Source organism: Anaeromyxobacter paludicola, from assembly GCF_023169965.1.
Classification (GTDB): domain Bacteria; phylum Myxococcota; class Myxococcia; order Myxococcales; family Anaeromyxobacteraceae; genus Anaeromyxobacter_B; species Anaeromyxobacter_B paludicola.
The window spans coordinates 2,079,459-2,098,308 of record NZ_AP025592.1 but is presented as its reverse complement, the minus strand read 5'-3'; the positions used below and the strand labels follow the sequence as shown (position 1 = coordinate 2,098,308).

General features: G+C 76.1%; 17 protein-coding genes. 7 read left to right on the top strand and 10 right to left on the bottom strand.

Translation table 11 applies throughout. The annotated features are described in order from the left end of the window. Nucleotides 1–28: 28 nt before the first annotated feature. The 5 genes from AMPC_RS09710 to surE form a co-directional block, all read right to left on the bottom strand. Nucleotides 29–736 carry a ferredoxin reductase domain-containing protein gene (locus AMPC_RS09710; RefSeq protein WP_248345981.1) on the bottom strand — a complete coding sequence of 236 codons (708 nt, stop codon included), beginning with the start codon at nucleotides 734–736 and terminating at the stop codon, nucleotides 29–31. Between the two features lie 11 nt (nucleotides 737–747). Further along, nucleotides 748–1,551 carry an MBL fold metallo-hydrolase gene (locus AMPC_RS09705; RefSeq protein ID WP_248345980.1) on the bottom strand — a complete coding sequence of 268 codons (804 nt, stop codon included), beginning with the start codon at nucleotides 1,549–1,551 and terminating at the stop codon, nucleotides 748–750. Between the two features lie 53 nt (nucleotides 1,552–1,604). Further along, nucleotides 1,605–2,120 carry an adenine phosphoribosyltransferase gene (locus tag AMPC_RS09700; protein ID WP_248345978.1) on the bottom strand — a complete coding sequence of 172 codons (516 nt, stop codon included), beginning with the start codon at nucleotides 2,118–2,120 and terminating at the stop codon, nucleotides 1,605–1,607. Between the two features lie 154 nt (nucleotides 2,121–2,274). After that, nucleotides 2,275–2,967, bottom strand: a complete 693-nt coding sequence (locus AMPC_RS09695) for a M23 family metallopeptidase (protein WP_248345976.1) — start codon at nucleotides 2,965–2,967, stop codon at nucleotides 2,275–2,277. Then, the gene (gene surE / locus AMPC_RS09690) at nucleotides 2,964–3,725 is read right to left on the bottom strand and encodes a 5'/3'-nucleotidase SurE (protein WP_248345974.1); all 762 of its coding nucleotides are present in this window, start codon (nucleotides 3,723–3,725) and stop codon (nucleotides 2,964–2,966) included. Before surE ends, AMPC_RS09695 begins: the two co-directional genes overlap by 4 nt. 194 nt (nucleotides 3,726–3,919) lie before the next feature. Between surE and AMPC_RS09685 the strand changes: the two genes are divergently transcribed. Then, nucleotides 3,920–5,560: a sensor histidine kinase gene (locus AMPC_RS09685; RefSeq protein ID WP_248345972.1), complete on the top strand. Its 1,641-nt coding sequence runs from the start codon at nucleotides 3,920–3,922 to the stop codon at nucleotides 5,558–5,560. Between the two features lie 32 nt (nucleotides 5,561–5,592). Here AMPC_RS09685 and AMPC_RS09680 read toward each other — a convergent pair whose 3' ends face one another. Next, a complete protein-coding gene (locus tag AMPC_RS09680; RefSeq protein ID WP_248345969.1) occupies nucleotides 5,593–6,375 on the bottom strand; it encodes a YwiC-like family protein in 783 nt (260 codons plus the stop codon). Nucleotides 6,376–6,485: 110 nt separating this feature from the next. On the opposite strand from AMPC_RS09680, the gene AMPC_RS09675 reads away from it, so the two are divergent. The 4 genes from AMPC_RS09675 (at nucleotide 6,486) to AMPC_RS09660 (ending at nucleotide 10,231) form a co-directional block, all read left to right on the top strand. After that, on the top strand, nucleotides 6,486–7,004 hold the full coding sequence (locus AMPC_RS09675) for a type 1 glutamine amidotransferase domain-containing protein (RefSeq protein WP_248345967.1): 519 nt from the start codon (nucleotides 6,486–6,488) through the stop codon (nucleotides 7,002–7,004). 81 nt (nucleotides 7,005–7,085) lie between these two features. Beyond that, complete coding sequence (locus tag AMPC_RS09670; protein WP_248345965.1) at nucleotides 7,086–7,562, top strand: YbhB/YbcL family Raf kinase inhibitor-like protein; 477 nt, start codon at nucleotides 7,086–7,088, stop codon at nucleotides 7,560–7,562. Between the two features lie 89 nt (nucleotides 7,563–7,651). After that, nucleotides 7,652–8,953: an MFS transporter gene (locus tag AMPC_RS09665; RefSeq protein WP_248345963.1), complete on the top strand. Its 1,302-nt coding sequence runs from the start codon at nucleotides 7,652–7,654 to the stop codon at nucleotides 8,951–8,953. A gap of 30 nt (nucleotides 8,954–8,983) precedes the next feature. Next, on the top strand, nucleotides 8,984–10,231 hold the full coding sequence (locus tag AMPC_RS09660; protein ID WP_248345961.1) for a POTRA domain-containing protein: 1,248 nt from the start codon (nucleotides 8,984–8,986) through the stop codon (nucleotides 10,229–10,231). A 63-nt stretch (nucleotides 10,232–10,294) separates the two neighbouring features. Here AMPC_RS09660 and AMPC_RS09655 read toward each other — a convergent pair whose 3' ends face one another. The 4 genes from AMPC_RS09655 to aceK all read right to left on the bottom strand — a co-directional run bounded on the left by AMPC_RS09655 (nucleotide 10,295) and on the right by aceK (nucleotide 15,772). Next, complete coding sequence (locus AMPC_RS09655; RefSeq protein ID WP_248345959.1) at nucleotides 10,295–11,482, bottom strand: pyridoxal-phosphate-dependent aminotransferase family protein; 1,188 nt, start codon at nucleotides 11,480–11,482, stop codon at nucleotides 10,295–10,297. Nucleotides 11,483–11,565: 83 nt separating this feature from the next. Further along, nucleotides 11,566–11,973, bottom strand: coding sequence for a response regulator (locus tag AMPC_RS09650; protein WP_248345957.1), 408 nt, complete (start codon nucleotides 11,971–11,973; stop codon nucleotides 11,566–11,568). Continuing rightward, entirely contained in the window at nucleotides 11,970–13,898 is a 1,929-nt protein-coding gene (locus AMPC_RS09645) for a PAS domain-containing sensor histidine kinase (protein WP_248345956.1), read from the bottom strand. Before AMPC_RS09645 ends, AMPC_RS09650 begins: the two co-directional genes overlap by 4 nt. A gap of 131 nt (nucleotides 13,899–14,029) precedes the next feature. Continuing rightward, nucleotides 14,030–15,772: a bifunctional isocitrate dehydrogenase kinase/phosphatase gene (aceK, locus tag AMPC_RS09640; RefSeq protein ID WP_248345955.1), complete on the bottom strand. Its 1,743-nt coding sequence runs from the start codon at nucleotides 15,770–15,772 to the stop codon at nucleotides 14,030–14,032. Between the two features lie 98 nt (nucleotides 15,773–15,870). On the opposite strand from aceK, the gene AMPC_RS09635 reads away from it, so the two are divergent. Then, on the top strand, nucleotides 15,871–17,220 hold the full coding sequence (locus AMPC_RS09635; protein ID WP_248345954.1) for an ArnT family glycosyltransferase: 1,350 nt from the start codon (nucleotides 15,871–15,873) through the stop codon (nucleotides 17,218–17,220). 161 nt (nucleotides 17,221–17,381) lie between these two features. Then, nucleotides 17,382–18,785, top strand: a complete 1,404-nt coding sequence (locus AMPC_RS09625) for a 3-deoxy-7-phosphoheptulonate synthase (RefSeq protein ID WP_318654323.1) — start codon at nucleotides 17,382–17,384, stop codon at nucleotides 18,783–18,785. Nucleotides 18,786–18,850: the final 65 nt, after the last annotated feature.

The following is an 18,850-nucleotide window of genomic DNA, read 5'->3' as shown; positions in this document are numbered from 1 at the left end:
GCGGCGCCGAAACTGCGAGGCGCCGGCGTCAGAAGTTGAGGTGCACCCGGCCCGGCGGGACGCCCGCCTCGGCCAGGGTGGCGCGCACGTCGTCCACCATCGAGGTCATCCCCGAGACGAACGCCACCGACTCGCCGGGCGCGCTGCCGCCGAAGGCGAGCGTGCGCGCCACCTCCTGCACCCGGCCGCGCAGCCCGGGCCAGGCGTCGTCCTCGCCGGAGGGGCAGAGCACCACCCGCACCCCGGCGCGCTCCCAGTCGAGGTGCTCCCGGACGTAGGCGAACTCCGAGCCGTGGCGCTGGCCGTAGAAGAGCGTCACGCGCCGCACCTCGGCGCGCCGCGAGACGAGGTGCTGCACCACCGCGCGGATCGGCGCGATGCCCGACCCGGCGGCGAAGAGGAGCACGTCGCGGCCGCGCGCCTCCTCGACCGGGAAGCCCTTGCCGATGGGCGGGCTCACGTCCAGGAGCGCGCCCGGCGCGGCCGCCGCCACCACGGCGTCGGCGACCCGCCCGCCGCGCTTCACGAGGAGGTCGACCCGCCCGTCGGCGCGCGGCGCGCTGGCGAGCGCGAAGTAGCTCTCCCCCGACGGCGCGCGCAGCTTCACCACCTGTCCGGGGCGCTCGTGGGACCGCGCCAGCGCCGGCGGCAGCTGGAGCGAGACGGCCCGGAGGGCGGCGGTCTCGTCGTGCGCCGCGACGACGGCGGCCGGCGCGAAGGGGATCTCGACGTGCATCCGGCGGGGTCCTAACCCGGCGCGCCCGGCGCGTCGAGCGCCTCCGGGGTGAGCGGCAGGATCATCCCGTCCTCCGCCGCCACGACCGGCACGCCGGTCCGCTCCGAGATGGCGAGGGCGAACCGCGCCGGCGGGCCGGCCAGGAGCTGCTTGCCGAAGTGGGTCAGGACGGCGAGCCGGGGCCGCACCGCCGCCACCAGCCGCTCGGCGTCGTCGGCGCCGAGGTGCAGGATGCGCCGGTCGCGGCCGGAGCGGCGGGTGGTGTTGACGACGAGGAGGTCGGCCCCGGCGTACGCCTCCGGCAGCGCGTCCATCCAGAAGGTGTCCACCACGTGGCAGGCGGTGAGCCCGCCGAACGCGAGCCGGTAGCCGTAGGTCTCGACGCCGTGGTCGTGGGCGAGCGGCGTCTCCAGGGTGAGCCCCGGCGCGAGCCGGTAGGAGCCGCCGGCCCGGAGCCGCACCACCGCCCGCGGGAAGCGCTGCGCGTACCGGAAGACCACCGGCTCCTCGTCGAGCGCGTCGGCCGGCGCGTAGAGCGCGCCGCGGGCGTGGAAGCCGCCGCCGGTCATCGCCTCGACGGCGGCGGTGGCGTCGCCGGCGTGGTCGAGGTGGCGGTGGGTGAGGACGAGCGCGGTGACCGCCGCCGGGTCGAGGGGCGGCGCGGCCGAGAGGGCGCGGACGAGCGCGCCCGGCCCGGGGTCGACCCAGACCGTGGCGCCGGCCACCCGCCAGACCAGCCCGCCCGAGTGGCGGGACTGGGCGGCGACGACGTGCCGGGCGCCGGCGGTGCCGAGGAACTGGAGCGAGGCCTCCACGAGGGGAAGATAGCCGGCGCGGCGAAGGGCGACCCGGCGCGCGCCCGCGCGGCTCAGAACGTGACGAGGCTGCTGACCTGCTCGGAGCCGAGCCGCCGCCGCCCGTTCAGGAAGGCGAGCTCGACCACGAAGGAGTACCCGCAGAGCTGCGCCCCCTGGCGCGCCACCAGCCGGCCCACCGCCTCGGCGGTGCCGCCGGTCGCGAGCAGGTCGTCCACCACCACCACCCGGTCGCCCGGGCCGATGGCGTCGATGTGCAGCTCGAGCGCGTCCTGGCCGTACTCGAGGGCGTACGCCTCCGAGATCCGCTCCCACGGGAGCTTGCCCGGCTTGCGGACGATGGTCAGCCCCGCGCCGAGCGCGTAGGCGAGGGGGGCCGCGAAGATGAAGCCGCGCGACTCGATCCCCACCACCTTCGCGATCCGCTCGCCGCGCCAGCGGTCCGCGAGCGCGTCCACCGTCAGCTTGAACGTCGCGGCGTCCTGCAGGACCGGGGTGATGTCCTTGAAGACGATCCCCTTCTTCGGGAAGTCGGGAACGTCGCGGATGCGGGCTCGAATGGCGTCCATGGCGGGCATCTTAGCGGAGCCGGCGAGAGGGCAAAAAAAGACCGCCTGGCCGATGGGGGGGGTATCGGCCGAGGCGGTCCGAAAGACCTCGAGGGTCTCTCTGGGCAATCTTGTCTCACAAGCCGGGATCGGGCTCCACGGACGGAGCGTAGAATCACTGCAGGTACAGCATGGGGTTCCGGGGCCGCGCACCTTCTCGCACCTCGAAGTGCAGGTGGGGGCCGGTGGTCCGGCCCGACTGCCCCACCTTCGCGATGGGCGCGCCGGCGTCCACCTCCTCGCCCTCCCGGACGAGGAGCGCGCTGGCGTGCGCGTAGAGGGTCACGAGGCCGCTGGCGTGCTTGAGGATCACGATCGAGCCGTAGCCCGACTGCTCGCCCGCGTAGACCACCTTGCCGGGCGCGGCGGCCCCGATGACGGTGCCCTCCGGCGCCGCGATGTCGATGCCGTCGTGGCGCTGCCCCTGGCGCTGGCCGTAGCGGCTGTAGAGCAGCCCGCGGATCGGCCAGCGGAGCGCGTGCTCCCCGGCGGGCTCGTCGGCCTCCGCCTCCGGCCGGCCCGCGGCGAGCGCCGGGACCTCCACCTCGCGCGAGGCCCCGGGGACGAAGAGCGAGGTGCCGGGCTCGAGCTTGCGCGGATCGCTGAGCCCGTTCGCCTCCATCAGCTCCGAGAGCGGCAGGCCGTAGGCGCGCGCGATCCGGTAGAGCGTCTCGCCCCGCTTCACCTCGTGCAGCACGCCGGCGAGGTCGGGCTCGGGGTGGAGCGAGGGGGCGATCGCCTCGCCGCGGTGCAGCCCGCAGCCGGCGGCGAGGAGGAGGAAGGCGCAGGCGAGCGCGCGGCGGCTCACCGGGCCGGCTCCTTGCGGAACCCCTCGAGCGTCCAGCTGCGCAGCTCGGACAGGAGCGCGTCGTGCGTCACGTCGAGGTGGATGGGCGTGACCGAGACGAGCCCCTCGTCGAGCACCGCGTTGCAGTCCGAGCCGGGGAGGTCCTCGTGCGGCGCCGCCTCGCCGCCGATCCAGTAGTACTTGCGGTTGCGCGGATCGACGCTCTCCACCACGGCGTTGCCGTAGTTCCGGCGGCCGAGGCGCGCGAAGCGGAAGCCCTTCACCGGCCCGGGCGGCACGTTGACGTTGAGGAGCACCGGCGCCGGCGGCCGCGCCGCCACCACCCGCCGGGCGAGCGCCACCGCGAACCGGGCCGCGTCGGAGAACTCGTGAGGCGGCGGGGAGGCGAGCGAGACCGCGATGGCGTGGCAGCCGAGCAGCGCCCCCTCCATCGCGGCGGCGACCGTCCCCGAGTAGAGGACGTCGTTGCCCAGGTTGGGACCGTGGTTCACGCCCGAGACCACCACATCGGGGCGCAGGCCCTGCAGGATGTGGTTCATCGCCAGGTAGACGGCGTCGGTCGGCGTGCCGTCCACGGCGTAGCGGCGGGGCCCGACCTCGGAGATCCGGAGCGGCCGGTGGAGCGAGATGGCGTGGCTCTGCGCCGACTGCTCCCGGTCCGGGGCCACCACCCAGACCTCGTCTCCCTCGAAGGCGGTGGCGAGGGCGTCGAGGCCGGCGGCCTGGACGCCGTCATCGTTGGAGAGCAGGACTCGCACGAGGGAGGAATTGTACCAACGTCCTACCCCCGCGGCCAGAATACGGCTTGGATTCGCGGAGTTGGCGAGGGGCTCCCGACAGGGGATTGACCCGGTTTTCGACGGCGAGCGAAGATGCTCCCCGCGCGGGGGCGCTTCTGACAGAACGGACGACCACACTGCCTCGCAGGCTGCTGCCACCGGCCGTCTCGCCGTTGGGCGGGGCCGCGGACGCGGCGGCCTTCCTGGCGGAGGCGGCCCGCTCGCTCGGCGGCTGCGCCTCGGAGCAGGAGCTCGCGACGGCGCTGGCGGCGCTGGCCGTCCCGGCGCTCGCCGATTCGGCCGGCGTGGAGCTCTTCGACGAGGGCGAGGGGAGCCGCACGGCGCACCGCGCCACCGTCGGCCTCTCCGGCGCGCCGGTGCACGTTCCGGCGGACCTCCCCATCACCGCCGCGAGCGCGCTCCTCGGCCGGCTCGACCTCCGCTGGGCCGATCCCGGCGAATCCGGTCGGGCGGTGCACGTGGCCGTGGCCGAGTCCCTCTGCCGGATGGCGGGCTTGGCGCTCCTCGCCACGAGGGAGCGCGACCGGGCCGCCCGGGCCGCGCGGCGCGCCGACCGGGAGGAGGGGCGGGCGGCCGAGGCCTGGCGCCGGCTCGAGCTCCTCGACCGCGTCGCGGCGCTGGTGGGCAGCTCGCTCGAGCAGGACGAGCTGCTCGAGGGGCTCGGACGGGTGGTGGTCCCGGCGCTGGGCGACTGGATCGGCTTCTGGCTCGCCGGGGCGAGCGGCGGCTGGCGGTCCGCCCAGGGCAGCACCGAGGCGCTGCACCAGCAGCTCCGCGCGCTCTTCGGGTTCGAGCCGATGGCGCGGGTGCGCCACGTCGTGGACACCGGCGAGCCGGCCCTCTGCCAGGCGCCGCCCCGGGCCGAGGGCGACTGCGGGCTGCGGGCCGAGTCGGCGCTGGTGGTCCGGCTCGCCGCGCGCGGGCGGGTGTCGGGCGCGATGGTGCTGCTCTCGTACGACGGGGCCCGCCGCTACGGCGCGCCCGAGCTCGCGGCCGCCGAGGATCTGGCCGGGCGCGTGGCCCTGGCGCTCGACAACGCGCGGCTCTACCGCGACTCGCAGGACGCCGTCCGCATCCGGGACGAGTTCCTCTCGGTGGCGTCGCACGAGCTCAAGACCCCGCTCTCCGCGCTGCGGCTCAACGTGCAGAGCCTGGCGCGCGGGGTCGCGCGCGGCGTCGTGGACCGGACCGTCCTGCTCGATCGGGTGAAGAGCGCGGAGCGGCAGACCGACCGGCTGGCGCGGCTCATCGAGAAGCTGCTCGACATCTCCCGCATCACCGCCGGCAAGCTGGTGCTCCAACTCGAGGAGCTCGACCTCGCCGCGGTGACCGGCGAGGTGGTGGCGCGGGCGCTCGAGGAGACCCGCGGCGAGGTCCCCATCCACTGCGCGCTCGAGGGGGATCTCGTCGCCACCTGCGACCGGCTGCGGCTCGACCAGGTGGTCACGAACCTCGTCTCCAACGCGCTCAAGTACGGCGGCGGCAAGCCGGTGGACGTGCGGCTCCGCCGCGAGGGCGAGCGGGCCCGGCTCACCGTCCGCGACCACGGGATCGGCATCGCGCCCTCCGACCAGGAGCGGATCTTCGGCCGGTTCGAGCGGGCCGTGACCGGCCACCACTACGGCGGGCTCGGGCTGGGGCTCTGGATCGTGCGGCAGATCGTGGACGCGCTCGACGGGAAGATCGCCGTCGAGAGCACGCCCGGCGGCGGATCCACCTTCACGGTGCTCCTGCCGCTCGCGCCGCGGGTCGGATGCGCCGAGCGCCCCGAGCCCGGCGCCCCCGCGCCCTGAGAGCCGGTGCCGGGTTCCCCTTCGAGGATCCCCTAGCGGAACCCGGCGAGCAACACCGCCAGGGTCACGAGCGACGTCCCGACCATCGCCCACCCGAGCTCCTTGAGCCGCTTGGGCGGCACCCGGGCCAGGCAGACCACGATCGACGCGAGCGCCATGGGGGCGAGCGCCGCCGGCACCACCCAGGGCAGCGCGCCCCCCGCGGCGAGCGCGGCGGCGGCCCCGGCGAGCGCGGCGGCGAGCGCGGCGTGGAGCGGGCCGGGATCGCGCCCGCCCTTCGTCCGCGCGCGCACCAGGATGACCTGCACGGCCAGCGTCGCCGCCGCGAACCCGAGGATCCAGGTGATCCAGCAGGCGAGCGCGACGCGGACCGTCGCTCCGCCGGCGAGCGCCACCGGGAGCCCGCAGGACGAGAGCGCCGCCGCCACCACCACCTCGCCCGCGAGCGTCTTCTCCCGCCGCGAGGCGACGAGCAGCACCACGCCGCCGCCGAGCACGACCGGGGCGGCGAGCGCGACCCGGGCCTCGGGGGGCGCGAGCGCCACGCCCGCGAGCCCGAGCGCGGCGGTCAGGCCGGCGAGGCGGGCGAGGAGCACCCGCGCCCGGGGCCGGTCCTCCTCGGCGGGGCGGCGGCCGCGCAGGCCGGCGAGCACGAGCAGCGGCTCGTGGGCCCCGAAGGCGGTGAGCGCCGCGAGCGCGAGGAGCGCCGCCGCGACGGTGGGCCGCCCCACCGCGAGGCCGGCGACGAGCGGGAGCAGCACCTGTCCATAGGCGCCGTGCTCCCGGGGGAAGAGCGAGCGGGGACGGTCCGGCATGCGCGCCATTCCTAAGCGGCGCGCGCCGGCGCCGCACGCTGGCCCGCGCCGGCGCGCGTGCCCACGTTTCCGCATGTCGAGCGGCGGGACCGCCGCGGAGAGGAGCGACGATGGCGCAGCGGGCGAGGGTGGCGTGCGTGCTGGGCGACGGCTTCGAGGACTCGGAGTTCCGCGTCCCGTACGATCGGATGCGGGCGCAGGGGTACGAGGTCCAGGTGATCGGCGAGCACGCCGGCCAGGAGATCGCGGGCAAGCAGGGCAAGGAGCGGGTGAAGGCGGACAAGGGGATCGCCGACGCGCGCCCGGGCGACTACCAGGCGCTCTTCATCCCGGGCGGCTACTCCCCCGACCACCTGCGGATCGACCGCAGGTTCGTGGAGTTCGTGAAGGCCTTCGACCGCGACGACAAGCTCATCGCCGCGGTCTGTCACGGGCCGCAGCTCCTCATGACGGCGGGGCTGGTGAAGGGGCGGACGCTCACGGCCTGGGCGACGGTGCAGGACGACCTGCGGCAGGTGGGCGCGCAGGTGAAGGACGACCCGGTGGTGCGCGATCGGAACTGGATCACGAGCCGCAAGCCGGACGACCTGGGGAAGTTCAGCGACGCGATCGTCGAGGCGCTGCACTGAGCGCCCCCGCGGCCCCGGATCGGCGGCGCGCCCCCGGATGACCGCCGCCGGCCCGGCGGGCGCGGGGTACAGTCCACGGCCATGCCGCTCACGCTCAGCTCACCTGCCTTCGCCGCCGGCGCGGAGATCCCGGCGGTGCACACCTGCGAGGGGAAGCACCACTCGCCGCCGCTCGCCTGGAGCGGCGCGCCCAGGGGGACGCAGAGCTTCGCCCTGGTCGCCGACGACCCCGACGCCCCCGATCCGGCGGCGCCTCAGCGCGTGTTCGTCCACTGGGTGCTCTACAACCTGCCGGCGACCGCGTCGGCGCTGGCCGAGGGCGCGCCGCAGCCGCCGCTGCCCGAGGGCGCGCGCCAGGGGAAGAACGACGCGCTGCGGCCGGGCTACACCGGCCCGTGCCCGCCCATCGGCCGGCACCGCTACTTCTTCAAGCTCTACGCGCTCGACGCGGTCCTGCCCGACCTCGGCGCGCCGACCAAGGCGGAGCTGCTCGCCGCCCTGGCCGGCCACGTGCTCGCGCAGGCCGAGCTGATGGGCACCTACCGCAAGCACCGGTAGCCGTTCGCCCGCTCGCCCGGCCGTCCTTGAGGCCCCGGTGGGGCCGTGGGACAGTGCCGCCGCGCCGTCGTCCCGGCGCGCGAGCCGCCGTGCCCACGATCGAGCGCCGAACCGACCACGCCCTCCGCCGCGCGCTGTCGCTCTCCACCGCCGAGGGGATGGCGGCCGAGGTGGTGGGCGCCTGCTCGGTCGGCAGCGGCTTCGCCGCCGGCGCGGTGCTCGCCGGGTGGGCGCTGCACCTCGGCTGCGGACCGCTCTGGCTCGGGCTGCTCGGCGCGCTCCCGTTCTTCGCCCACCTGGCGCAGCTCCCGGCGGCGCTGGTGACGAGCGCCTTCGGCCGGCGCCGGGTGGCGATCGCCGCCGTCGCGGCGTCGCGGCAGGTCTTCTGGCCGCTCGTCGTCCTGCCCTGGCTCCCGCTCTCGCAGGGCGGGGCCCGCGCGCTCCTGCTCGCCGTCGCCGCCGCCTCGAGCCTCCTCGCGGTGGTCGGCAACAACGCCTGGACCGCCTGGATGGGCGACCTCGTGCCGGCCCGCGTCCGCGGCCGCTACTTCGGCGCGCGCACCTCCCTCTGCACGCTCGCGGGCACCGCGGCGGCGCTCGCCGCCGGCCTGGCGCTCGACGCGGCCGGGCCGGCCACCGGCCGCGTCCTCTCCGCGCTCGCGCTCGTCGCCTGCGTCGCCGGGGCGGCGACCACCTGGCTCATGGCGCTGCAGGCCCGCAGCACCGCGCGGCCGGCGGAGCCGCGGCTCGCGCTCGGCGCCGCGCTCCAGCCCCTGCGCGACCCGCGCGCCAGGCGCGTCCTCCTGTTCCTCGTGGCCTGGAACGGCGCGGTCGGGCTCTCCGGCAGCTTCTTCCAGGTGCACCTGCTCCAGAACCTCAGGCTCGGTTACGCCCGGGTGGCGCTCCACGCGACGGCCGCGGCGGTGGCGCGGATGGCCGCGGCGCCGCTCTTCGGCAGGGCGGTGGACCGGGCCGGCGCGCGACCCGTGCTCGCCGCCTGCTCCTTCGGGCTCGCCGCGACGCCGCTCCTCTGGATCGGCGCCAGCGCCGAGCTCCCCTGGCCCATCGCGCTCGACGCCCTCGTGTCGGGCGCGCTCCTCGGCGGCCACGCCCTCGCGAGCTTCGCCCTGCCGCTCGAGACGGCGCCGCGCGAGGGGCGGCCCTTCTACCTGGCGGCGTTCGCGACGGCCGGCGGCCTCGCCTACGCGCTCGCCTCGTCGGCGGGCGGCGCGCTCCTCCTCGCGCTGCCCCGCGCGCTGGAGCCGCTCTCGCGCCCGGGCGGGAACCTCCACCTGCTCTTCGGCCTGGGGGCGCTGGGCCGCCTCGGCGCGGCCGCGCTCGCGGTGAAGCTGCAGGAGGCGCCGGTCGGCGCCGTCCAACCGACCTCTTGAACGGCGCCGGCGCGCGGGGTAGGCAAGGGCGTGCCCCCGCCGCCCGCCCGCTTGCTGGCCCTCCTCGCGACGACGCTGGTCGCGGCCGGCGCCCCCGGCCCCGCCGCGGCGGCCGCCGAGCGGGTCCGGGCCGTCGAGGTGGACGGCAACGAGCGCACCAGCCGCCACGTCATCGAGCGCGCGCTGGGCGTGTCGCCGGGCGACGCGGTGGACCCCGACGACCTCTCGGCCCTCGAGCAGCAGGTCTACAACCTCCGCATCTTCCGCTCGGTCCGGGTCCGGGCCGAGCGCGAGCCGCAGGGCGGGGTGGTGCTCCGGGTCGCGGTGGAGGAGCGGCGCACCTTCCTCCTCCTCCCGCTCATGGGCGCCTCGCGCGGCGCCTTCCGCGTGGGCGGCGCGCTCATGGACACCAACCTGCTCGGCCTGCGCAAGGAGCTGGTCCTCATCGGCTCCTGGTCCACCCGCGGCAGCCAGGCCATCGCGCTCTACCGCGATCCGGGCGTGGCGCAGAGCCGGGTGGTGGTCGCCGCCGAGGCGGCGCTCGAGGACGTCGTCCGCGAGCGCACCGAGGGCGGCGAGGGCGCCTACTCCTTCCGCGACAAGCGGGCCGACGTCTCGGTGCGCGCGGGGTGGCTCCTCACGCCGCGGCTGGCGCTCCGGGCCGGCTGGTTCGGGGTGAGCGAGGTGAGCGAGCCGGAGCCGGGCTTCGCGGCGCCGCCGCGGGCGCGCCCGGCGCACGGGCCGTCGGCCGACCTCGAGTACCAGGGGCAGGACTACCGCGACTGGCTCAACGTCGGGCCGGCGCTGCGGGCGCGCTGGCGGGAGGGGGTCCCGGCGCTCGGGAGCGACCGCTTCCTCCGCGCCGCGCTCGTGCAGGGCACCTGGGCCTTCCGCGTCTTCGACGGGCACGCGGCGTCGCTCTCCACCGCGCTGCACCTCGGCCAGGGGGACGCGGTGCTCGACGCGGTCCGGCTCGGAGGACGGCCGGGGACCCGCGGCTTCGACGACGCGGGGCTCTGGGCGGAGCGGGCGGCCACCTTCACGGCGGACTATCAGATCCCGATCTGGCGCCCCGCCTTCGGGACGCTCACGGCCCTCGGCTTCGTGGACGCGGGGGTGCTCGGGTACGAGGGGCGGCGGGTCTCCTGGGCGTCCCCCGGCGTCGGGGTCCGCCTCTACCTGCGCAACGTCGCGCTGCCGGCCATCGGCCTGGACGTGGCGCAGAGCACGACGGGGCGGGGGCCGGCCGGGAGCTTCTTCCTCGGGTTCGGCGGGTAGGGCGGGCCGCTCCCCGGTCCCGCGACGCGGGAGGGGAGGGGGCGGCCCCGCGCGCCGGTCGCGTCAGCCCTCGTACACCCGCAGCGCGGCCTCGAGGGCGACGCCGGGGCGAGAGACCTTTCCCTGCCGGGCCAGGACCTGCTCGAGCGCCGACAGGACGGCCACCACGCTGCCCTGGCGGGCGCCGTCGCCCATCAGGCCGATGCGCCAGACCTTGCCGGCGAGCGGGCCGAGGCCGCCGCCGATCTCGATGTCGAACTCCTCGAGGACCGCCTTGCGCACCGGCGCCTCCGCCACGCCATCGGGGGCGAAGATGCAGTTCAGCGAGGGGAGCCGGCGCCCCTCCGCGGCCACCGGACGGCAGCCGAGGGCGGCGAGGCCGGCGAGGAGCGCGGCGCTGTGGCGGGCGTGGCGGGCGAACCGGGCGTCGAGCCCCTCCTCGAGCACGAGCCGCAGGGCCTCGCGGAGCGCGTAGACCATGTTGATGGGCGCGGTGTGGTGGTAGGCCCGCTTGCCCTCGGTCCAGTAGTCCGCGATCATGCTCATGTCGAGGTACCAGCTCTGCACCTTCTGCTTGCGCGACTTCAGCACCTCGACGGCGCGCGGGCTGAAGGTCAGGGGAGCCAGGCCCGGCGGGCAGGAGAGGCACTTCTGCGTCCCCGAGTAGCAGGCGTCCACGCCCCACGCGTCCACCTCCACCGGGAGGCCGCCGAGGGAGGTGACGGTGTCGAGGACGAGGAGCGCGCCGTGCCGGCGGCAGAGGTCGCCCATCCCCTCCATGGGCTGCCGGGCGCCGGTCGAGGTCTCGGCGTGGACGAGGGCGACCAGCTTCACGTTCCCCTCGCGCGCCAGCGCCTCCTCCACCTCGGCGGGCGTGAAGACCTCGCCCCAGGGGGCCTCGAGCTTCACGACCTTCGCGCCGCAGCGGCCGGCGATGTCGGCGAGCCGCGCCCCGAAGACGCCGTTCACGCCGACGACGGCGGTGTCGCCCGGCTCGAGCAGGTTCACGAGCGCGGCCTCCATGCCGGCCGAGCCGGTGCCGGAGACGGCGATGGTGAAGGGGTTCCGGGTGCGGAACACCTCGCGCAGGGCCGCCTGCAGCTCGTTCATGATGACGAGGAAGGCGGGGTCGAGGTGGCCGAGCGGCGGCGTCCCGAGCGCGCGCAGCACGCGGGGCGACACGGGGCTCGGGCCGGGGCCGAGCAGGAGGCGCGTGGGCGGGGCGAGCTCTGACAGGGACGCGGCGGTCATGTACTCCTCCAGTGCGCGGGGGGCGCGAGCATAACCCCTCCGCCCGGGCGGCGCTCGTCCTCCAACGGGGGCGGCGGTCCGGCTCAGCCGCTCGCGGCGGAGCGCTCCAGGATCCGCAGGAGCACCCGGCAGAGCTGGCCGAAGTCCACCGGCTTCTGCAGGAGGGCCTCGGCGGCGGGGCGGGTGGCGGGCGGCGTGCCGGTGACGACCACCACCGGGATCCCGGCGAGCCGCGAGGACGCGCGCATCCGCTCCAGCAGCTCGAGGCCGCCCATGCGCGGCATGACCAGGTCGAGGACCAGCGCGTGCGGGAGCGGATCGGCCTGGAGCCGCTCGAGCGCGTCGAGCCCGTCGCGCGCCGCGTCGGTCTCGAAGCCCTCCATCCCGAGGCACTCGGCGGTGATCTCGCGGAGGTCGTCGTCGTCCTCCACGAGCAGCACCCGGAGGCGCTCCGCCTGTGGCGCGCCGCCGCCGACCCCGGGGTCGCTCATGGCGCCGGCACCGCCGCCAGGGGGAGCACGAGCGTGAAGACGCTGCCCTGGCCCGGGCCGCCGCTCTCGGCGCGGATGGTCCCGCCGTGCGCCTCGGCGAGCGAGCGCGCCACGTAGAGCCCGAGCCCGATCCCCTCGGTCTCGCCGACGTCGCCGGCCCGGAAGAACCGGTCGAAGATCCGCGGCAGGTCCTCGGCGGAGATGCCGCGCCCCTGGTCCGCGACCGCGAGCTCGAGGTTCGGGCCGGTCGCCCGGGCGCCGACCCGCACCGGCCCCTCGGAGTACTTGAGCGCGTTCCCGAGCAGGTTCACCAGGATCCGCTCCAGCCGGCCGGGGTCGGCGGCGACGCGCGGCAGGCCCGGCGGCAGCTCCGCGGTGACGCGCTCCACGGGGAGCGTCCCCCGGAGCCGGTCGAGCAGCTCGGCGAGGAAGGCCTGGAGATCCACCGGCGCCTGCTGCGCCGCCGCGCGGCCGAGCTGGATCCGCGCCATCTCGACGAGGTCGTCGATCATCGCGGTGATGCGGCGCGTGCTGGTCGCGATCGACGCGAGCCGCCGCGGCAGCCCCTCCAGCGAGGGCTTCATCCGGAGCAGCTCCGCCTGGTTCACGATCACGTTGAGCGGGGTCCGCACGTCGTGCGAGAGGGTGCGGATGAGGTCCGCCCGCTGCTCCTGCAGCTCGCGGATGGCGGAGACGTCGGTGAGGCTCACCACCGCGCCCTGCACCTCGCCGGTGGGGCCGCGGATGGGCGCGGCGCTCACCGAGTGCCAGATGCGCTGCCCGTCGGGGCGGCGCATCCCGACCACCCGGCCCCGGCTCGTCTCGCCGCGCAGCGCGCGCCAGGCCGGCGTCTCCTCGATCGGGATCGGCCGCCCGGCGTCGTCCACCAGGTCGCCGGCGCGCAGGCGCGCCGCGAGCGGCCGCTCGAGCAGCTCGTCGCCGAACCCGGTGGTGTCGCGGCCGGCGGGGTTGATGTGGAGCACCTCGCCGGACGGGCCGTAGATGATGAGCCCGTCGGCGATGGCGGCGAGCACCGCCTCGAGCTGCGCCGCCTGCCGCTGCACCCGCTCGAAGAGCTGGCGGCGATCGCGCTCGGCCTGGTGCAGCGCGGTCACGTCGCGGATCGTGAGCACGTTCACGAAGGGGCGCCCGCCCTCGCCGGCGACCGGCCGGCCGCCGTACGAGAGGATGCGCCGCCAGCCCTGCTCCGGCCGCTCCAGCTCGAACTCGAGGTCGTCGAACGACTCCCCGCGGACGATCCGGCCGAGCGGCCAGTCCTCCGGCGCGAGCTCCCGCCCGGCGAGGTCGCGCACGCGGAACAGGGACGACAGCTCGCGCAGGCCGAGCTGGTAGTCCTCGCCGGTGCCGAAGCCGTGCAGGGCCGCGGCGGCGTAGTTGAGGACCAGCAGGTTGCCGGCCGGGTCGGCGATCATCACGCCGACCGAGAGCGCGTCCACCACCGCCTGCAGGTCGCGCAGGGCCTTGGCGCTGTGGGAGGCGCTCTCCTCGGCGACGCGGCGCGCGTGCACCGTGGCGGTGGTCTCGGTGGCGAGGATCAGGAGCCGGTCCGGCCCGCCGCGCGGGTCGGTGAGGCGGTCCACGCTGAAGTCGAACCAGGCGGTGCTCAGCCCGCGGCCGCGGCGGACCGGCAGCGGCTGGTCGTGGCCCCCGAACCGGCGTCCGGTCCGGAGCACCTCGCGCAGGGCGGGGCGGAGCCGATCGCCCATCTCCACCCAGGCGCTCCCGAACGGCCGCCCGACCAGCGACGCGCCGGCCACCATCGCCTGGTAGGCCGGGTTCACGTACTCGTAGACGAGCTCCTCGCCCCGCAGCAGCGCGACGCCGGCCGGCATCAGCTCGAAGATGGCCGTCGCCAGCGGTTCGCCCGGACCCGAGGCCGGCGGGATGTCGTCGTCTGCGACCAACGGAGCGCCCTCTCGGGCCCCGTTCTAGCCGACCTTCACCCGTCGAGACACGCATCCGGACGGGTCGGTCGGGGATCTACGGCCGCGGCCGGGGCACGCGCTCCGCCGGCCGGCCCGGGAGCAGGCTGGCGTCAGCCGGAGTGACCGAGCCGCTGGCTCTGCCGGTAGGGGAAGATGTCGATGACCTCGCCGGCGCGGAGCCGCTCCTGGCAGCGGCGCCAGAAGCCGGCGGTCAGGAGCTCGGCGTGGGCCGAGAGGAACGCCTCCCGCAGCGGGCCGGGCAGGCCGAGGAAGCGCAGGAACTCCTCCGGGAACACGTCCTCGTCGGCCACGTAGAACCAGGGCTCGGCGGCCGTCTCCTCGCCGTCGTCGCGCGGCGCCGGCAGGTCGCGGAAGCGGCACTCGGTCACCGGGCAGAGCTCGTCGTAGTCGTAGAAGATGACCCGGCCGTGCCGGGTGACCCCGAAGTTCTTGAGGAGCAGGTCGCCGGGGAAGGTGTTGGTGGCGGCGAGGTCGCGGATGCACTGCCCGTAGTCGAGCACCGCGTCGCGCGCGCCCGGCTCGTCGTGGTCCCGCACGTACAGGTCGAGGGGCACGAGCCGCCGCTCGGCGTAGAGGTGCCGGACCACCACCCGGTCGCCCTCGAGCCGGACCGACTCGCCGCAGTCGCGGAGCAGCGCCTCGAGCAGCGCCGGCTCGAAGCGGGCCCGCTCGAAGGCGAGGTGCTCGAACTCCTGCGCGTCCACGAGCCGCCCGGCGCGGTCGTGCCGGAACACCAGGGCGTACTTCCTCATCACCTCGGCGCGGGTGGTGCTCTTCGGCGCCGGGAAGCGGTCCTTGATGACCTTGAAGACGAGGTCGAGCGAGGGGAGGGTGAAGACCGCCATCACCATCCCGGGCACCCCCGCCGCGACCCGGAAGCGGTCGTGGCCGTGGGCGAGGTGCTCCTGCAGCTCGCGGTAGAGCTCGGTCTTGCCGTGCTTGTTGTAGCCGAGCCCGATGTAGATCTCGGACACCCGCTTGGTGGGCAGGAGCGACTTCACGAACCAGACGAGGTCGTGCGGCCGGTCGATCTCGACGTGGAAGTAGGAGCGGGTGAAGCTGAAGACGATGCTGGCGTCGCGCTCGGTGAGGAGCACCGCGTCGAGCGCGATCCCGCCCTCGCCGTTCAGGAGGGGCAGGAGCAGCGGGGAGAGCGCGTCGCCGCGCCGGAGCCGCCCCACGAGGTAGGCGCCCTTGTTGCGGAAGAAGACCGGCCGCGCGAGCTCGACCGCGTCGAGCGGGCGGCCGTCGAGGGTGGACGCGAGGAAGGCGTCGAGCTCCGCCGCCGCGAGCCGCGCGTCGCCGGCGAGGTCGCGCCACGGCACGCGGAAGGCGCGGTCCCCGAGCAGCCGCCGGAAGAGCGCCTCGGTGCCGCCCTCCGGCCGGTAGGTGGCGTAGACCGGCTCGGCGGAGGGCGCGGCGAGGAGCTCCCAGTCCGAGGCGACGAACTCCTGGTCCGGCTGCACCCCCACCGTCCCGAGCACGCGGCGCGTCGCCGAGTTGAAGAAGGTCTCCGCCAGCTCCACGTCGTGCCGCCCGGCCATCCGGGCGGCGTAGAGCCGCTTCATCCCGGCGAAGAGGGCGTGGCGCTCGGCCGCCCCGGCGCAGCGGGCCTCGAGGGCCTGCACCAGCTCCTGCACCGAGCGGGGGCGCAGGTCGAGCCGCTCCACCGCGTCCTGCTGGATGCCGCGCCAGTCGCGCGCCTCGAACCGGGCGCGGGCGCGGCCGGTGATCCGGTTGAACTCCTCGCGGAAGAGCTCGTACGACCGCAGGATGGCGTCGGCCCCCCACTCCGCCAGGTCGAGCTCGCTCTCGGGTCGGGCCGCGCGCATGCTGCGGGTGCTCATGCGGGCGCCGGCGCGGCGGCGCAACCCGTTCGCCGCGCCGGGGATGACCGGGGACCCCGTTCCGGGCTAGGGTCGCCCCCGCCTTGTCCCGCGACCGCCTCCCCCTCGCCGGCGCCCTGCTGCTGCTCGCCGGGCTCACCTTCTCGCTCCTCGTGGTGCACGTGGACGAGAACGACGGCGCCGTGTACGCGGTCATCGCCCGCCACCTCGCGCAGGACCGCACGCCGTTCCACCTGCGCTACCTCGCGGAGGCGCTGCCGGCCTTCCACGAGCACCCGCCGCTCTGGATCTGGGCGCAGGCCGGCGCGCTCGCGCTCCTGCCCGGGCTCCACCTCGGGCTCCTCGGCGCGCTCTGCGCGCTCGGCACCCTCGCCGCCACCTTCGCCATCGGACGCGACCTGCTCGGGCCGCGGGCGGCGTTCCTGGGCGCGCTCCTCCTCGCCACCAACGACTCCTTCTTCCGCTGGAGCCCGACCGCCAAGCTCGACCCGCCGCTCGTGCTCCTGTTCACGCTCTGCGTGGCGGTGCTGCTCCGGGCCGGGACGAGCGGGCGGCGGCTCTTCCTCGGCGGGCTCCTCGCCGGCCTGGGCGCGCTCGTGAAGGGCGCGCCGGCGCTCGGGGCGCCGGTGGCGGCGGCGCTGGTGCTCCTCTGCGCCGGGCGGCGCGAGGCGCTGCGCTCGGGGCGCGCCTGGGCCCTCGTGCTCGCGGGCGTCCTCCTGCCCATCGCCGCCTTCGCCGCCGCCGACCGCGTCGCGACCGGCGGCGCCTATCTCCAGGGCTACCTCCACGACCAGCTCCTCGCCTCGATCACCGGGCGCCGGACCGACGGGCGCGGCCACCTGCAGCTCCTCTCGGACCTCCTCGGCCGCGGCCTGCCGATCGTGGCCCTCGCGCCGCTGGCGCTCCTCCGCGAGCGGCGGGGCCGGCTCGGGCTGCTCCTCTGGGCGGCGCTCGTGCTCGGCGCCTTCAGCGCCGCGGCCCGCTCGTTCTGGTGGTACTTCCTGCCGGCCCTCCCGCCGCTGGCGCTGCTCGCCGGCGCGGCGCTCGACGACCTCCTCGTGAAGCTCGGCCGCGCGCCGCTGGCGGAGGCGCTCCTGCCCCGGCTGGCGGCGCTCGCCGGGATCGCGCTCCTGGCGGCGCTCCCGCTCCGGCTCGCCGCCCCCACGGTCCGCCCCTGCCGCTTCGGCGCCCTGGCGGCGCGGGCCGGCGCGCTCCCGCCCCCGGGCGCGAGCCTGGGGCTCGTGCCGGTCGATTACCCGAACCAGGCGCTCCTCGCCGAGCACACCGGGCGCGACGTGCGGCTCCGGCCGACGCTCGCGGCCCTCCCTCCCGAGATCGGCGTGGCCCTGACCATCGGGCTCGCGGCGCCGGAGCCGGGCTGGCGGGAGCGGGCGCGCGACGGGCGGGTGGCGCTCGTGGAGCGATCGCGCTGAGACGCTCCCGCCTTCGTCGAGCGCGCGCGAGCCCGGGTGACCGGGACGCGCCCGGCCCGGTCCCCGGCTCCTCGGGGCACCCCGCGTGAAGCGCGCGGCGCCGGCCGGGCCGGGCCCCCTGGTGCGCGCGCCCTGGGGGCCGTGGTAGCGTGATCGGTCCCATGGCCACGCCCCCCAAGGAAGCCGGCTCCGCCACGATCGCTCCCTGCCAGACCCTCCAGGAGGTCCGCGAGCGGATCGACGCCCTCGACCAGGACCTCGTCGCGCTGCTCGCCCGCCGCCGCGCCTACGCGCTCGCCGCCGGCCGGTTCAAGCGGACCGCCGACGGCGTGAAGGACCCGGCCCGCGAGGAGCAGGTCATCGCGCACGTGCGCGGCCTCGCCCAGCGAGAGGACATCGAGCCCGACCTCGTCGAGGCGCTCTACCGCGACATGATCGCGGGGTTCGTCCGGGTGGAGCTGGCCGCCGGCGGGCACCCGCTCGAGCGCACCGAGAACCTGAACGTGGGCAGCTTCGAGGCGATGCCGCCCCCGGACCAGCTGAAGCAGCGGCTCCCGGTCTCCGAGAAGGCGGCGGTCACCGTGGTCGAGGGGCGGCGGACGGTGGAGGCGATCCTCGACCGGAGCGACCCGCGCCTCCTCGTGGTGGTCGGCCCGTGCTCGATCCACGACCCGGTCGCCGGGCTCGAGTACGCGCGCCGCCTCCGCGCCCTCGCCGACGAGCTCGCCGACACGCTCTTCCTGGTGATGCGCGTCTACTACGAGAAGCCGCGCACCACCACCGGCTGGGAGGGGTTCACCAACGACCCCGACCTCGACGGCTCGTTCCACATCCGCCAGGGCATGGAGCGCGCCCGCAAGTTCCTGCTCGACGTGAACGAGCTCGGGCTCCCGGCCGGCACCGAGGCGCTCGACCCCATCGCGCCCCACTACCGCGGCGACCTCATCGCCTGGACCGCCATCGGCGCCCGCACCTCCGAGTCGCAGACCCACCGGAACCTCGCCTCCGGCCTCTCCACGCCGGTCGGGTTCAAGAACGGCACCGAGGGCGAGATCGACGGCGCGGTCAACGCCATCCTCTCGGCGGCCCGGCCGCACGCCTTCCTGGGCATCAACGACCAGGGGCGCTCGGCGGTGATCCGGACCCGCGGCAACCGCCACGGCCACCTCGTGCTGCGCGGCGGCGGCGGCCGGCCCAACTTCGACAGCGTCTCCATCGCCATGGCCGAGGAGGCGCTCGCCAAGGCCGGCCTGCCGGGGAACATCGTGGTGGACTGCTCGCACGCCAACTCCTGGAAGAAGCCGGAGCTCCAGCCCAAGGTGGTGAACGACGTGGTGGACCAGATCCGCCGCGGCAACCGCTCCGTGGTGGGGCTCATGATCGAGAGCTTCCTCGAGGCGGGGAACCAGCCCATCCCGGCGGACCTCTCGAAGCTCACCTTCGGCCGCTCGGTGACCGACCCCTGCCTCTCCTGGGACGACACCGCCGCGGTGCTCCGCGAGGCCCGCGAGGTGCTGAAGCCCGTGCTGGCGGGGCGGATCGAGGGCGAGCCGAAGGCCGGCTAGGGGCCTGCGAGGGCCCTGGGCGGCGGCCCCCCCGTGGACCGGCACCCGGGCCGTGCGCAGGTTAC